This is a genomic window from Chromobacterium amazonense (assembly GCF_001855565.1).
GTDB lineage: Bacteria > Pseudomonadota > Gammaproteobacteria > Burkholderiales > Chromobacteriaceae > Chromobacterium > Chromobacterium amazonense.
The window spans coordinates 82,300-95,359 of record NZ_MKCR01000027.1; the positions used below are offsets into that span (position 1 = coordinate 82,300).

The 13,060-nt window shown below is 63.8% G+C and carries 14 protein-coding genes; 6 read left to right on the forward strand and 8 right to left on the reverse strand.

Features of this window, described 5'->3' with window-relative positions; translation table 11 throughout:
• Positions 1-19 precede the first annotated feature (19 nt).
• The gene (gene ampD / locus BI343_RS20430) at positions 20-565 is read left to right on the forward strand and encodes a 1,6-anhydro-N-acetylmuramyl-L-alanine amidase AmpD (RefSeq protein ID WP_223253365.1); all 546 of its coding nucleotides are present in this window, start codon (positions 20-22) and stop codon (positions 563-565) included.
• A gap of 4 nt (positions 566-569) precedes the next feature.
• On the opposite strand, the gene BI343_RS11360 is transcribed toward ampD, so the two are convergent.
• The 4 genes from BI343_RS11360 to BI343_RS11375 are packed head-to-tail and all read right to left on the reverse strand — an operon-like array spanning position 570 to position 3,614.
• The gene (locus tag BI343_RS11360; protein WP_071109765.1) at positions 570-1,025 is read right to left on the reverse strand and encodes a hypothetical protein; all 456 of its coding nucleotides are present in this window, start codon (positions 1,023-1,025) and stop codon (positions 570-572) included.
• Positions 1,022-2,350: a chorismate-binding protein gene (locus tag BI343_RS11365; protein ID WP_071109766.1), complete on the reverse strand. Its 1,329-nt coding sequence runs from the start codon at positions 2,348-2,350 to the stop codon at positions 1,022-1,024. The genes BI343_RS11360 and BI343_RS11365 overlap by 4 nt, the downstream gene beginning before the upstream one ends.
• Positions 2,347-3,090 (reverse strand): queuosine precursor transporter, encoded by a 744-nt coding sequence (locus tag BI343_RS11370; RefSeq protein ID WP_071109767.1) that lies wholly within the window; start codon positions 3,088-3,090, stop codon positions 2,347-2,349. The genes BI343_RS11365 and BI343_RS11370 overlap by 4 nt, the downstream gene beginning before the upstream one ends.
• The gene (locus tag BI343_RS11375) at positions 3,087-3,614 is read right to left on the reverse strand and encodes a helix-turn-helix domain-containing protein (RefSeq protein WP_071109768.1); all 528 of its coding nucleotides are present in this window, start codon (positions 3,612-3,614) and stop codon (positions 3,087-3,089) included. The genes BI343_RS11370 and BI343_RS11375 overlap by 4 nt, the downstream gene beginning before the upstream one ends.
• Positions 3,615-4,011: 397 nt before the next feature.
• On the opposite strand from BI343_RS11375, the gene BI343_RS11380 reads away from it, so the two are divergent.
• Positions 4,012-4,578 (forward strand): phosphohydrolase, encoded by a 567-nt coding sequence (locus BI343_RS11380; RefSeq protein ID WP_071109769.1) that lies wholly within the window; start codon positions 4,012-4,014, stop codon positions 4,576-4,578.
• 59 nt (positions 4,579-4,637) lie between these two features.
• On the opposite strand, the gene kup is transcribed toward BI343_RS11380, so the two are convergent.
• Positions 4,638-6,503, reverse strand: coding sequence for a low affinity potassium transporter Kup (gene kup / locus BI343_RS11385; RefSeq protein ID WP_043621464.1), 1,866 nt, complete (start codon positions 6,501-6,503; stop codon positions 4,638-4,640).
• 328 nt (positions 6,504-6,831) lie between these two features.
• Here kup and BI343_RS11390 point away from each other — a divergent pair, with 328 nt between their 5' ends.
• Together BI343_RS11390 and BI343_RS11395 are read left to right on the forward strand one after the other, a co-directional pair.
• Entirely contained in the window at positions 6,832-8,538 is a 1,707-nt protein-coding gene (locus BI343_RS11390; protein ID WP_071109770.1) for a proline--tRNA ligase, read from the forward strand.
• Entirely contained in the window at positions 8,538-9,161 is a 624-nt protein-coding gene (locus tag BI343_RS11395; RefSeq protein WP_071109771.1) for a lytic transglycosylase domain-containing protein, read from the forward strand. Before BI343_RS11390 ends, BI343_RS11395 begins: the two co-directional genes overlap by 1 nt.
• A 76-nt stretch (positions 9,162-9,237) precedes the next feature.
• Here BI343_RS11395 and BI343_RS11400 read toward each other — a convergent pair whose 3' ends face one another.
• Positions 9,238-9,735, reverse strand: coding sequence for a MarR family winged helix-turn-helix transcriptional regulator (locus BI343_RS11400; protein ID WP_043621454.1), 498 nt, complete (start codon positions 9,733-9,735; stop codon positions 9,238-9,240).
• A gap of 214 nt (positions 9,736-9,949) precedes the next feature.
• Between BI343_RS11400 and guaD the strand changes: the two genes are divergently transcribed.
• Positions 9,950-11,260, forward strand: coding sequence for a guanine deaminase (gene guaD / locus BI343_RS11405; protein ID WP_071109772.1), 1,311 nt, complete (start codon positions 9,950-9,952; stop codon positions 11,258-11,260).
• 107 nt (positions 11,261-11,367) lie between these two features.
• Here guaD and BI343_RS11410 read toward each other — a convergent pair whose 3' ends face one another.
• The gene (locus BI343_RS11410) at positions 11,368-11,793 is read right to left on the reverse strand and encodes a carboxymuconolactone decarboxylase family protein (RefSeq protein ID WP_071109773.1); all 426 of its coding nucleotides are present in this window, start codon (positions 11,791-11,793) and stop codon (positions 11,368-11,370) included.
• On the reverse strand, positions 11,794-12,063 hold the full coding sequence (locus BI343_RS11415; RefSeq protein ID WP_071109774.1) for a DUF2798 domain-containing protein: 270 nt from the start codon (positions 12,061-12,063) through the stop codon (positions 11,794-11,796). It lies immediately after the preceding gene.
• A 99-nt stretch (positions 12,064-12,162) separates the two neighbouring features.
• Here BI343_RS11415 and BI343_RS11420 point away from each other — a divergent pair, with 99 nt between their 5' ends.
• Positions 12,163-13,056 (forward strand): LysR family transcriptional regulator, encoded by an 894-nt coding sequence (locus BI343_RS11420; RefSeq protein ID WP_071109775.1) that lies wholly within the window; start codon positions 12,163-12,165, stop codon positions 13,054-13,056.
• Positions 13,057-13,060: the final 4 nt, after the last annotated feature.

Sequence of the window (13,060 nt, forward strand, 5' to 3'; positions counted from 1 at the left end):
TCCGGCCGAGCCGCCGGCGTTGAAGCTGGGCGCCGATGGCTGGGTGACCGGTGCCTTGCAGCAGCCGTCGCCCAATTGCGACGAGCGCTCCGCCGGCTGCGCGCCGGAATTGCTGGTGGTGCACAATATCAGCCTGCCGCCGTATCGCTACGGCGGACCCGGCGTGGAGCAGCTGTTTGCCAACCGGCTGGACCCTGCCGAGCATCCGTACTATCAAGGCATCCATCAACTCCGGGTGTCGTCCCACTTTTTCATCCGCCGCGACGGCCGGCTGCTGCAGTTCGTGCCGGTGGGCAAACGCGCCTGGCATGCCGGCGTGTCCAGCTGGCGCGGCCGCGACAAGTGCAATGACTTTTCCATAGGCGTGGAGCTGGAAGGCTGCGACTTCGAGCCGTTCAGCGAGGCGCAGTATCGGACGCTGGCGGCATTGTCCCGCGAACTGCGCCGCGCGCTGCCCTTGTCCGCGATCGCCGGTCATGAGCACATCGCTCCGGGCCGCAAGACCGATCCTGGTCCGTGGTTCGACTGGCGACGTGCCCAGGCCGACAGCGGCCTGGGTTTCTGAGCGGCTATTTCAGCTTCAGGTAGGGGCGGGGATGATCGCCGAAGGACAGTTCTTCGCCCGGCAGCGCGAACAGCGCGTAGCTGAAGCCCAGGTAGAACGCCGCCTCGTCGCTGAGCCGCGAGATCGCGTCCAGATTACCCAGCAGTTCGCGGAACGGCAGGTCGACACGCGTTTCGCCGCCGGCGACGAAACCGACGCTGCGGTCGAACACCACGTGCTGCGGCCGGAAATCGCCGGCGACGGCGACATCGGAAAAGTCGTATTGGGTCAGCAAGGCGGGGCGCTTGCGCGCGACCTTGCCGGCCACTACGCCGGCCAGCAGGATCTCGTCGCGCGGCAGGCCGCGCAGATCGGCCAGCCTCACCTGCCGCTCCAGGCTGAGGCGATAGGTCTGGGCGGTGTTGACCAGCCGCACCGTGATCGCGTCTGCGTCGATGTCTTCTATGGTGAGCGCGCTCACAACATCCCCAGGATCAAGGAGGCCTTGGCTTCCAGCTCGCCGCGTTCCAGTTCCGGGCTGGAGCGCGCGCTCAAGGTGCTGCCCACGCGAGTGGTGGCCATGCCATGCGCCAGCAGCGCGCTGCGGATCACGGTGCCCAGCTCCGCCTCGTCGGCGCACAGGTAACCGAAGGCGCCGGCGTACCAGTGGCGGGTTTCGTGTTCGGCCAGCAGCCGGGCGGCGGCATCCACCGGCGTGCCGACGACGGTGGCGGGCCACAGGTGGTCGCAGATGGCGTCGGCCAGCGTTTTGCCTGGCTTCAGCCGCGCGCTGATGCTGGCCGAGGTGTGGAACACGTTGGCGAAGCGTTCCACTTCCCGCGCCACGTCGACGCGGATGTCTTCGCAGCTGGCCTCCTTGGCCAGGATGTCGGCGCGCACGCATTCTTCCAGTTCGAATCTGTCCTTGTCCGACGCCAGCAGTTTCTCCACTTGCAGCCGGTCTTCGGCTGCATCGCGGCCGCGCGCGACGGTGCCGCAGATCGGGCTGGTGCTGAGCCGCCCGTCGCGCAGCCGCAGGAACATCGCCGGCGAAGAGCCGGCCAGCTGGAAGTCGCCGCCGTCGAAATACAGATTGTACGGGGCGGGATTGCGTTGCAGCAGGTCGCGATGAATCCGGTAGCCGTCGCGCGAGCAGGGGCGCTGGATGGCGAAGCTGGGATTGAGCGAGCGCAGCGCGCCGTCGGCGATGTGTTGGCTGGCGATATCGTACATGCGCGGGTAGGGCTGGCCGCGGCCGGCGACGAAGTCGTCGGCGTTCAGCAGCGGCCCCAGCGCCAGCGGCCAGGCTTCGCCGCCGGCATCGGCCGGATCGAGCAGATAGTCCACCGCCACGCTGTCCACGATCAGCCGCTCCGGCAGGTGGAACACGCCCAGCACGCCGCTGCCCAGTCCCAGCTTGGCGTGGATCAGCTCATAGCAGAAGAAGCCGTAGAGGCCGAAATGCGGGTCGGCATCGAAGCGCGCGGGCAAATCCAGCAAGAGCTGCAGGCGCGTCGGCAACGGCGCGGACGGATCAAGCGGCAGACGCCGCGCGCCAGGCGCGCTAGGGTCGGGCATCAAGCCCAGCAAAGGCGTCAGCGCCTCGGCGATGCGGACGCCATTGCGGCTGCGCGGCAGCAGCGCGATGCGGTCGGCGAAGAGCAGCGCGCTGAGCGCGGCGCGCTCGACCGCGCGGGCGTGATGCGCGTATTTGGCGGTGTAGTCGTAGTTACATTGCAGCGCGAACAGCGGCGCTTGCCGGCCGTCGGCCGGCACGGGGACGGAGTGCAGCCTGATCTTGCTCATACTTGTAGATACCGTGAGGAGAATTTGACCTTGCGGCCGCCGGGCGCGGTTTCGATCCAGGCTTGATAGCGGTACAGCGCCTGGACGATGAGTTGGGAAATCCAGGACAGCGCCACGGTGGACGAAAATTTGAAGACCAGGCTGAAGGCGAAAATCTTCACGATGGTGGCGAAGGGGAAAACGCCGTAGAAGGCGATCATGAAGCAGATGGCGGTATACACCACCTCGCCGATCACCGACGAGAAGATGTCGCGGACGAAGTACAGCCGGCTCGACCACAGACTCTTTAGATAGAGCAGGAAACGGGTGTTGAACTGGCTGCCGATCAGGCAGCCGATCGCGAACGAGATCGAACCGCGCACGATGTGTTCGCTGATCAGCACGTAGCTCTGGTTCAGCGCCTCGCAGTGGCCGCGTTCGGCCAGCGGCAACAAGCTGCAGTCTCGTTGCGACAGGCTGAGCGCGGTGAAGGACGCGGCGAACAGGATCTCGGCCAAGCAGGTGGCGAACAGGATCTGATTGGAGCGTTGCTTGCCATAGACCTCGGCGATGGGGTTGAGCAGCATCAGGATGATGGGCATGGTGAAGGTGCCCAGGCTGGCCTCGGTGCCGAACACTTGGATCACCTTGTAGGAGGTCAGATTGGACGCGATCGCCGATATCAGGATCAGGAAGGACAGGATCACGATGGGATCGATGCAGGCCAGCGCGCGGCCGGCCAGGTCTTGGAGTCGTTTCATGTATTGTTCCGAAAAATGATGGCCGCCACGCAGCCGAGGGCGGCGTGGCCGTTGTCTTCCAGACTGAGCGCGCCGCGATCCACGAAGACGATCCGGCCATGCCAGGGCGGGGCGGTTTGCACGACCACTACCGAACGACGCGGGAATACCCGCTGACGAAATAGCGCCTGGTCTATGGCGAGTGCTGAATCGTCCAGAGACGGCTCCAAAGCAATGAACTCGTCCCATATCGGCTGGCGGCCGTCGCTTAGCGCGGCCAATTGGTCAAAGCTGCGGATCACGGGCGCCATGCCGCCGGCAGCGGCGCTGCCCAGGCCGATATCCAGCGCGCGGCTTATCGCCAGCGCATTGCTGAAGGTCAGCTCTCGTTCCTCATATAAGCCGCGATGCAAGGTCGACTGCTTGATGCCGGTGATGCGGGCTAACTCGCTGATGGAAATTCTTTTATCGCGGATTCTGCGTATCGCATTTTTCTTGAATTCATGCAATACCGAATAGGGGCGGGTATTTTTGTTTGCCTGCATTATATTGTTTGAGCGTGAATATTCTCTTGTCAGATAAATTGCATTGAGCTAGATGGCTAGGCGTATTCTATTTTTTCTGGAAGAAATAGGCTCGGCTGTGCTAGATTTGATCGCTTATGATTTATGTCATAAATTGACTGTTTATTGTTGTTTTCAAAGAATAATTTAAACGGTCTACTTGGCGATTTTCAGGTTTTCATCGGGTGGCGGCGCTTTCTTGAATCAGATGAATAAGCCAGAAAGCATCGATTTCTTTGTTTATTTTCCGGCGCAATATTTTGCGGATGAAATTTTATGCCGTTGCAATTGATTTGGGCAATGGAAAAGTGAAAAGCAAGAATGCTGGATAGGAGTCACACCAATGCAATCAGCGACAGCGGCGCGGGCGGGAGGAGAAATGAGGGGCGCGTATATACAGACTGTTTCCGGGCGGTATCTGAATGTGATGGACCCGCGGCCGGAAGACATAGACATCGTCGATATCGCCCACCATCTGGCGCATCTCTGCCGCTTTGGCGGCGCTTGCCGCCAGTTTTACAGCGAGGCCGAGCATGCGGTGCGGATGACGGAAATCCTGCCCGGGCGGCTGCAGCTGGCCGGCTTGCTGCATGGGGCGGCCAAGGCCTATGGCGGCGAGGTGGTGCGGGCAGACGGTGAGGGCGGCGCGCCCGAGTCGCGGCGGCTGGAGGCGGCGGTGGAAGCGCGTTTCGAACTCCAGCTCAGCGGCGAGGACAGAGCCGAGCTTGCCTTGGCCGATGCCCGGCTGCTGGCGACCGAGCGCCGCGACCTGATGCCGCCGGACCGGCAGCCGTGGCCCATCCTGATTGGGGTGGAGCCGCTGCCGGAGCGGATTTGGCCGATGACCATTTCTTTGGCGCTGGCGCGTTTCTGCGAGCAGTATGAGCAAGCCCTGCGTTGGCCGCGGCCATCGCGCATCCAGTTCCGCCAGAACGCGCCGTGTTGAGCATCCATGCAAAAGGCGCGCCCGGGTGGGCGCGCCTGTGAGCGGTTTTGGCGGCGGATTTACAGCTCTACTTGCGCCCCTAGCTCCACCACGCGGTTGGTCGGCACCTGGAAGAAATCGGTCGCCCGCAGCGCGTTCTTGCTCATCCAGACGAACAGCTTCTCGCGCCAGAGCGCCATGCCGGGATGGTCGGTGGGAACGATGGTTTCGCGCGACAGGAAGAACGAGGTGTCCATCAGCTCCATTTCGAAGCCTTCCTTGGCGCACATCTCGATCACCTGCAGCACGTTCGGGTCTTCCTTGAAGCCGTAGCGCGCCACCACGCGCCAGAACGATGCCGACATCTGCACGATGTCCAGCCGGTCGTCGTCGGAGATGTAGGGCACGTCCTCGGTGCGCACCGTCATCAGCACCACCCGCTCATGCAGCACTTTGTTGTGCTTCAGATTGTGCAGCAGCGCGTGCGGCACGCCGTGCAGCGTGCTGGTCAGGAATACCGCGGTGCCCTGCACTCGGGCCGGCGGGAAGGCTTCCAGGTTTTCGATGAAGCCGTCCAGCGGCAGCGCCTGTTCGCGCAGGCGGTTGAACAACAGCTCGCGGCCGCGTTTCCAAGTGCTCATCAACAGGAAGATCACCGCGCCCATCGCCAGCGGCAGCCAGCCGCCGTCGGCGATTTTGTGGAAGTTGGCGCTGAAGAAGGCCAGATCGATGATGCCGAAGACCAGAGTGATGCCCAGCGCCAGCGGCAGCGGCCAGCGCCAATTGATCCGCGCGACCACGAAGAACAGCAGCGTGGTGATCAGCATGGTGCCGGTGACGGCGATGCCGTAGGCCGCCGCCAGGCTTTCGGATGAGCGGAAAGTCAGCACCACGATCAGCACCGCGATCATCAACAGCCAGTTGATGAAGGGCATGTAGATCTGGCCGATTTCCTGCGCCGAAGTATGCTGCACCTCCATGCGCGGGCTGTAGCCGAGCTGGATGGCCTGGCGCGACAGGGAGTAGGCGCCGGATATCACCGCCTGCGAGGCGATCACGGTCGCCAGCGTGGCCAAGATGATCAGCGGCAGCAGGCCCCAGTCCGGCGCCAGGATGAAGAACGGGTTTTTGATGGCGGACGGATCGCGCATCAAGAGCGCGCCCTGGCCGAAGTAGTTCAGGGCCAGGCCGGGCAGCACCAGCGAAAACCAGGCGCGGCGAATCGGCGTCTTGCCGAAGTGGCCCATGTCGGCGTACAGGGCCTCGGCGCCGGTCAGCGCCAGCACGACCGAGCCCAGCGTCAGGAAGGCGTGGAAGCCGTGATGCTGTATGAACAGCACGGCGTAAACCGGGTTGAGGCCGTGCAGCACGGCCGGCGTGACCAGGATTTCCTTCAGGCCCATCAGACCGATGGTGGCGAACCAGACCATCATCACCGGGCCGAACAACATGCCCACCTTGGCGGTGCCGAAGCGTTGCAGCAGGAACAGCCCCAGCAGCACGGTCACCGCCACCGGCAGCACCCAGCTCTGCATCTGCGGGGACAGCACCTCCATGCCTTCGGCCGCGGACAGCACGGAAATGGCCGGCGTGATGATGGCGTCGCCGTAGAACAGCGCGGCGCCGAACAGGCCCAGCAATACGATCTTCCAGCGCGCGGCGTGGGTGGTGTAGTGCCGCGCCAGCGCCATCAGCGCCATGATGCCGCCTTCGCCGCGGTTGTCGGCGCGCAAGATGAAGGCGACGTATTTGATCGACACCACGAAAATCAGCGACCAAAAGATCAGCGAGAGGATGCCGAAGATGTTGTCAGGCGTGGTGGGAATGTTTTGTCCGGTGAAGCACTCGCGCAGCGTATACAGCGGGCTGGTGCCGATATCGCCGTATACCACGCCGAGCGCCGCCAGCGTCAGGCCTGCCATCGCCTGTTTGTTTTGTTCCTGCATAAGTTTCCATTGCGGTTGTTCATCGTCGTCGTTGCGGCGGCGATGGTTGAGCCGGATGCATTTTGCGGCTGCGTCGTAACATCATAGTCGATGACAGCGGCCGATAAAAAAACCATAAAAATGCTCGGAAGCGCGCAGGTTACCCCAGTGGCCCCAGCCCGCCAAGCGCGGGTAGGCCTGCCGTAAACAGGGTTGTTGTACCGCAACAACTGCCAAGCGCCTAGCGGTTGACGCGGCCTGCGCCGACGTGACAGGGGCGTGACGCTTGGCCGCCAAGGCGGGACGACGCTACAATCGAAGACATTTAGCCGAATTCCAAGGACGCATCATGCGCGCATCGCAGTTTTTCATCTCCACCCAGAAAGAAGCTCCCGCCGACGCCGACATCACCAGCCAGAAGCTGATGCTGCGCGCCGGCTTCATCCGCAAGCAAGCCGCCGGCATCTATTCCTGGATGCCGATGGGCCTGCGCGTGGTGCGCAAGGTGGAAAACATCATCCGCGAAGAGATGAATCGCGCCGGCGCGATCGAAGTGAGCCTGCCGGTGGTGCAGCCGGCCGAGCTGTGGCAGGAAACCGGCCGCTGGGACGCGATGGGCGCCGAGCTGCTGCGCTTCAAAGACCGCCACGAGCGCGACTTCGCCCTGCAGCCGACCGCCGAGGAGGTGATCACCGACATCGCCCGCCGCGAGCTGCGCAGCTACCGCGCGCTGCCGAAGAACTTCTACCAGATCCAGACCAAGTTCCGCGACGAGCGCCGCCCGCGCTTCGGCGTGATGCGCGGCCGCGAGTTCACCATGAAGGACGCCTACTCGTTCGACCGCAGCGCCGAAGACGCCCTCAAGAGCTACGACAATATGTACGCGGCCTACCGCCACATCTTCGACCGCCTGGGCCTGACCTACCGCGCGGTGGCGGCCGACACCGGCGCCATCGGCGGCGACCGCTCGCACGAATTCCAGGTGATCGCCGACACCGGCGAGGACGCCATCGTCTACTGTCCGAACTCCGAATACGCGGCCAACATCGAGCTGGCCGAGGCGTTGGCGCCGGCCGGCGAGCGCGCCGCCGCATCGGCCGCGCTGACCAAGGTGCACACGCCCAAGGTCAAGACCATCGCCGAGCTGGTGGATTTCCTGAAGATAGACATCAAGCAGACCGTCAAGGCGGTGGTAGTGGAAGGCGAACAGGGCGAAGCGGTGCTGATGATGGTGCGCGGCGACCACGAATTGAACGAGGTGAAGGCGCAGAAGATCGCCGGCATCAAGAGCCCACTGACCTTCGCCAGCCCGGCCGCCATCCGCGACGCCTTCGGCGCCAATCCCGGTTCGCTGGGCCCGGTGGGCTTCAAGGGCCGCGTCATCGCCGACCGCACCGTGGCCAAGATGGCCGATTTCGTCATCGGCGCCAATGAGGACGACCAGCACTACACCGGCGCCAACTTCGGCCGCGACTGCGCCGAGCCCGAAGTGTTCGACATCCGCAACGTGGTGGAAGGCGACCCGTCGCCGGACGGCCAGGGCGTGCTGGCCATCCAGCGCGGCATCGAGGTCGGTCATGTGTTCTACCTGGGCACCAAGTACTCCGCCGCGATGAACGCCACCTTCCTGGACGAGGACGGCAAGCCGAAACCGTTCGAGATGGGCTGCTATGGCATCGGCGTGACCCGCATCCTGGGCGCGGCCATCGAGCAGAACTACGACGACAAGGGCATGATCTGGCCGGATTCCATCGCGCCGTTCGCGGTGGTGATCTGCCCGGTCGGCTACGACCGTTCCGAAGCGGTGAAGGAAGCCGCCGACAAGCTGCACGCCGATCTGCAGGCCCGCGGCGTGGACGTGATGCTGGACGACCGCGGCGAGCGCCCGGGCGCGATGTTCGCCGACTGGGAGCTGATCGGCGCGCCGCACCGCGTCACCATCGGCGACCGCGGCCTGAAAGAAGGCAAGGTCGAGTATCAGCACCGCCGCGACAGCGAGGCGACTGCCGTCGCCGCCGACGCCATCCTGGCCCACGTGCTGGATAAGCTGGCCTGATGAAACCGCGCCTCCTGCTTTTGCCGTTTTGCCTGCTGCTGGCGCATGCGTCGGCGTGGGCCGGCGCGCAGAAGGAGGAGGCGCTGTCGGCCAATGTGGCGTCGGCGATGAGCCGTTCGATTTCCGACGTCAACGCGCCGCGGCTGGTGTTCGACAACCCGCGCGAGGGGCAAGCCTGGCTGGCGGAGATGTCGGCGCGCCTGCAAAAGAAAATCCCCGATCCCTGGGTGCGCGAGCGGCTGCTCACCGCCATCCAGTACGAAGCCACTCGCGCCGGGCTGGACCCGCAGCTGGTGCTGGGCCTGATCCAAGTGGAGAGCGGCTTCAACAAGTACGCGATTTCCGGCGCCGGCGCGCGCGGGCTGATGCAGGTGATGCCGTTCTGGCCGCGCCATATCGGCACGCCGCAGCACAATCTGTTCGACCTCAGCACCAATCTGCGCTACGGCTGCACCATTTTGCGGCACTACCTGGACATCGAGCGCGGCAATCTGTACCGCGCCTTGGGCCGCTATAACGGCAGCCTGGGGCAGCCGGAGTATCCGAACATGGTCATCGCCGCCTGGAAGAAAAAGTGGGCGTGGAATCCGCCCCCCGCCGTGCGCACGGCGGCCTTGCCATGAAAAAAACCGGCCAATAGGCCGGTTTTTTGTCGCCAGAGCATGGCTTTGCAAGCGCTGGATCGGGAAGGCTGGCGGCTCAGTCTTCCTGCGCCTGCAGCATCTTCTTCAGCAGGCGGGCCAGCGTGGCGCGCTCTTCGCCGTCCAGCATTTCCAGCAGCTCCGACTCCGCGGCCAGATGGTGGCCGGCGGCATCTTCTATCACCTGGAAGCCCTTGGGCGTCAGCGTGACGATCACGCCGCGGCGGTCGTCCGGATCCGGAGAGCGCTGCACCAGGCCGGCTTCTTCCAGCCGGTTGATGCGGTTGGTCAGCGCGCCGGACGAGATCAGCACCATGCCTTGCAGCTGGTTGGGCGAAAGCTGATACGGCTCGCCGCCGCGGCGCAGCGCCGCCAGCACGTCAAATTCGCCTACATTGAGATTATGGCGAGCCAAATCCTGCAGCACCCGGCGGGTGATGAAGTATTCCATCCGCACGATGCGGCCGATGACCTCGGTGGCGGAGGTATCGAGATCGGGGCGGACTTCGTTCCACAGGGCGACAATGCGGTCAATCTGGTCTGGTACTTGCTGCATGCTGCTGATTCCTGATCGTAAGGTAAGCACGGCGAAACCGGTCGGGCGCAAGAGTATCACGACTTCAAAATATACTATCTTCATCTAAAGACAAATGTCGCAGATCAACGATATTGCAGCGCGGGATTCTTGCCAGGATGCCGAATCGGCGATATATTTACATGTAAAGATTCTTTATATGAAGATAAATGCCGCATAGCGGCGGGAGTGAAGCTTGAAAACAGCGGTACGCGGCGATGTGCTGAGTTTCCGGGGCAATCCGTTCCGGCAGGCTGAGCGGGATTGCCTGGCTTTCCAGCGCGACGCGCTGGTGGTGATGGAAAACGGACGCATCGCGGCATGCGGGCCGGCGGTCGAGCTATTGCCTGCGCTGACTGCGGACGTTGCGGTGACGCACTATCCCGACCATCTGATCCTGCCTGGCTTCATCGACTGCCATGTCCACTATCCGCAGACCGAAATGATGGCGGCCTATGGCGAGCAGCTGCTGGATTGGCTGCACCATTACACCTTCGTCACCGAGCAGGGCTTCGCCGACGAAACGCACGCGCGCGAAGTGGCGCAGGTTTTCCTGTCCGAGCAGCTGCGCAACGGCGTCACCACCGGTTGCGTGTTCGGCACGGTGCATCCTGCCTCAGTGGAAATGCTGTTCCAGGAGGCGGCGCGCATCAATCTGCGCATCCTGGCCGGCAAGGTGTGCATGGACCGCCATGCGCCGCCGGCACTGCTGGACACGCCGCTGACCGCCTATGAGCAATCGCGCGCGCTGATCCAGCGCTGGCACGGCCAAGGCCGCGCCGAATATGTGATCACGCCGCGCTTCGCGCCGACTTCCAGCCACGGCCAGCTGGAAATGCTGGGCGCGCTGGCGGCGGAGTTTCCCGATGTCGCCATCCAATCCCATATTTCGGAAAACCTGGACGAGATCGCCTGGGTCAAGCAGCTGTTTCCCGGCTGCCGCGACTACGCCAGCGTCTACCAGCGCTACGGCTTGCTGCGGCCGCGCGCCATCTATGGACACGGCATCCACCTGTCCGATGAGGAACTGGATGCCTTCCGCGACAGCGGCGCTTCGCTGGCGCATTGCCCGACTTCCAATTTCTTCCTCGGTTCCGGCAGCCTGAATCTGCGCCCATGCGTGGAGAGCGCGCGCCCGATTCCGCTCGGCCTCGGCACCGACCTGGGCGCCGGCACCAGCTTCTCCATGCTGCAGACCATGAATGCGGCGTATATGGCGGCGCAGAGCCACGGCAAGCCGCTTTCCGCCGTTCAGGCTTTCTATCTGGCCACGCGCGGCGGAGCCGAAGCGCTGGGCATCGCAGACAAGGTCGGCAGCATCGCGCCGGGCATGGAAGCCGATCTGGCCGTGCTTAACTTGCGCTCCACGCCGCTGCTGGATTTCCGCATGCGTTATGCGCGCGACCTGTCCGAAGCCTTGTTCATCCAGATGATGCTGGGCGACGACCGCGCGGTGGCGGCGACGTATGTGGCTGGCAGCCCGGTGTATCGGCGTGCGGCAGCGTAAAGCGCAGGCACGGCGACAGCAAGCAGGCGGATGGCCACTAGGCCTCCGCCTGCTTGCTATTGTGGGTAACTTGCGGTTTTTTCGATGCCTGTGGATAAGCTTGCCGTCTACTGACGTACCGCCACCACGATGCGGGTAAAGGCGTTCATCAGCGCGATCGCCAACGTCAGGTCGGAGATTTCCGCTGCGCTGAAATGCTCGCCCAAAGCCTGATACAAGTCATCTGGCGCGCGGCTTTCGCCGATGCGCGTCACCGCTTCCGTCCAGGCGATGGCGGCGGCTTCGCGCGGCGATAGGATATCCGCCACGTCCCAGCCGGCCAGCGCGTCGAGTTTTTCTTGGCTTTCGCCGCGGCGGCGCAGCGCGTGGCTGTGCAGCTTCAGGCAGAAGGCGCAGCCGTTCAGCTGGGCCACGCGCAGATAGACCAGTTCGATCAGCGGCAGGCCCAGGCTGCTCTCCGCCAGTGCGTTCTTGCAGGACAGCAAGCCTTGATAGGCCTGGGGCGACAGTTTGGTGTAATCGAGTCTCATCATTCATCCTTTCGGGTTCGGCGCGGACTGGGCGCCGGTGGCGGGCGCGCGCCAATTCAGCAGGCGCGCGGTTAGTTTCTGCAAAGGCGGAGCCAGCAGCAGCACCGCGCCCAGCGCGATCGGCCAGGCTTGGGCGAAGGCGTGCAGCCAATGCCCCAGAAAATCGGCATGCAGCCCCAGGTTCAGGCCGGTGAACCAGGCGGTCATCACCAGGGACATGGCCCCTGACATCAGCAGCGAGAACAGCAGGCGTTGGCGCAGAGCGGGATGCATGGCGTGATTCTCCGTCGGTTTTTGATGAGCAGAGTCTAGTAAAAAGCGAATTGCGAAAATAGAATGAAAAAATCAATTTCAAATTCCATTTTTGCAATCATGCTGGATGATCTGGATCTGTTTGTGGCGATTGTGGATGCCGGCAGCCTGCGCGCGGCGGCGCTGCGCCTGGAGATGCCGGCGCCGACCTTGACGAGGCGGCTGCAGGCTTTGGAGGCGAGGCTGGGTTGCAAGCTGCTCAATCGCAGCGCGCGGCGCATGGTGCCGAGCAACGAGGGCTGGCAGTACTACGAGCAGTGCAAGCCCTTGCTGGCTGCGCTGCGGCAAGCCACGGCATCGCTGGACGCGACGTTGAACCGGGTGGAGGGCGTGGTGAGGCTGATGGCGCCGCTGAATATGGCCAACGACATGCTGCTGCCGCTGTGGGAGCGGCTATTGCGCGACCATCCGCAGCTGCGGCTGGAGTTGAAGCTGAACAATAATATGGACGATTTGTATAGCGGCATGGCGGATCTGGCGCTGCGGGTGGGGGAGCAGACCGATCCCTCGCTGCAGCAGCGCCGCGTTGGCGCGGTGCGCACCATTCTGGTCGCCGCCCCGGCCTATCTGGAAGCGCATGGCGAGCCGGAGCGGCCGGCTGAATTGGCGGCGCACCGACTGCTGATGTCGGAGCCGTTTCAGCGCTGGAAACTGCGCCACCGGGAAAGCGGCGAGGAGGTGGAGTGGCCGGTCGCGCCGTGCCTGCAAGCCAATGATATGCTGCTGACTCGAAGGCTGGCCGAGGCGGGGGCGGGCATCGCCGTCAGTCCGCTCAGCATTTGCCATCGCCAAGTGGCCGATGGCAGCCTGTGCCGCGTGCTGGAACCATGGGAGATCGCCACGCGACCGGTGTACGCCGTCTGGCCGCAGCGGCGCGCCTTGCCGGCGCGGGTGCGCGTGGTGCTCGATGCCCTGCTGGCGTTTGCCGCAGCGGAGCCGCGCTTGCAGGAGTGAAGGC

Excerpts from the sequence above, each read along its gene's own strand:
- BI343_RS11365 (WP_071109766.1), bottom strand. The coding sequence starts at position 2,350 with ATGAGCAAGATCAGGCTGCACTCCGTCCCCGTGCCGGCCGACGGCCGG.
- BI343_RS11370 (WP_071109767.1), bottom strand. The coding sequence starts at position 3,090 with ATGAAACGACTCCAAGACCTGGCCGGCCGCGCGCTGGCCTGCATCGAT.
- BI343_RS11375 (WP_071109768.1), bottom strand. The coding sequence starts at position 3,614 with ATGCAGGCAAACAAAAATACCCGCCCCTATTCGGTATTGCATGAATTC.
- BI343_RS11380 (WP_071109769.1), top strand. The coding sequence starts at position 4,012 with ATGAGGGGCGCGTATATACAGACTGTTTCCGGGCGGTATCTGAATGTG.
- kup (WP_043621464.1), bottom strand. The coding sequence starts at position 6,503 with ATGCAGGAACAAAACAAACAGGCGATGGCAGGCCTGACGCTGGCGGCG.
- BI343_RS11390 (WP_071109770.1), top strand. The coding sequence starts at position 6,832 with ATGCGCGCATCGCAGTTTTTCATCTCCACCCAGAAAGAAGCTCCCGCC.
- BI343_RS11395 (WP_071109771.1), top strand. The coding sequence starts at position 8,538 with ATGAAACCGCGCCTCCTGCTTTTGCCGTTTTGCCTGCTGCTGGCGCAT.
- BI343_RS11400 (WP_043621454.1), bottom strand. The coding sequence starts at position 9,735 with ATGCAGCAAGTACCAGACCAGATTGACCGCATTGTCGCCCTGTGGAAC.
- BI343_RS11410 (WP_071109773.1), bottom strand. The coding sequence starts at position 11,793 with ATGATGAGACTCGATTACACCAAACTGTCGCCCCAGGCCTATCAAGGC.
- BI343_RS11415 (WP_071109774.1), bottom strand. The coding sequence starts at position 12,063 with ATGCATCCCGCTCTGCGCCAACGCCTGCTGTTCTCGCTGCTGATGTCA.
- BI343_RS11420 (WP_071109775.1), top strand. The coding sequence starts at position 12,163 with ATGCTGGATGATCTGGATCTGTTTGTGGCGATTGTGGATGCCGGCAGC.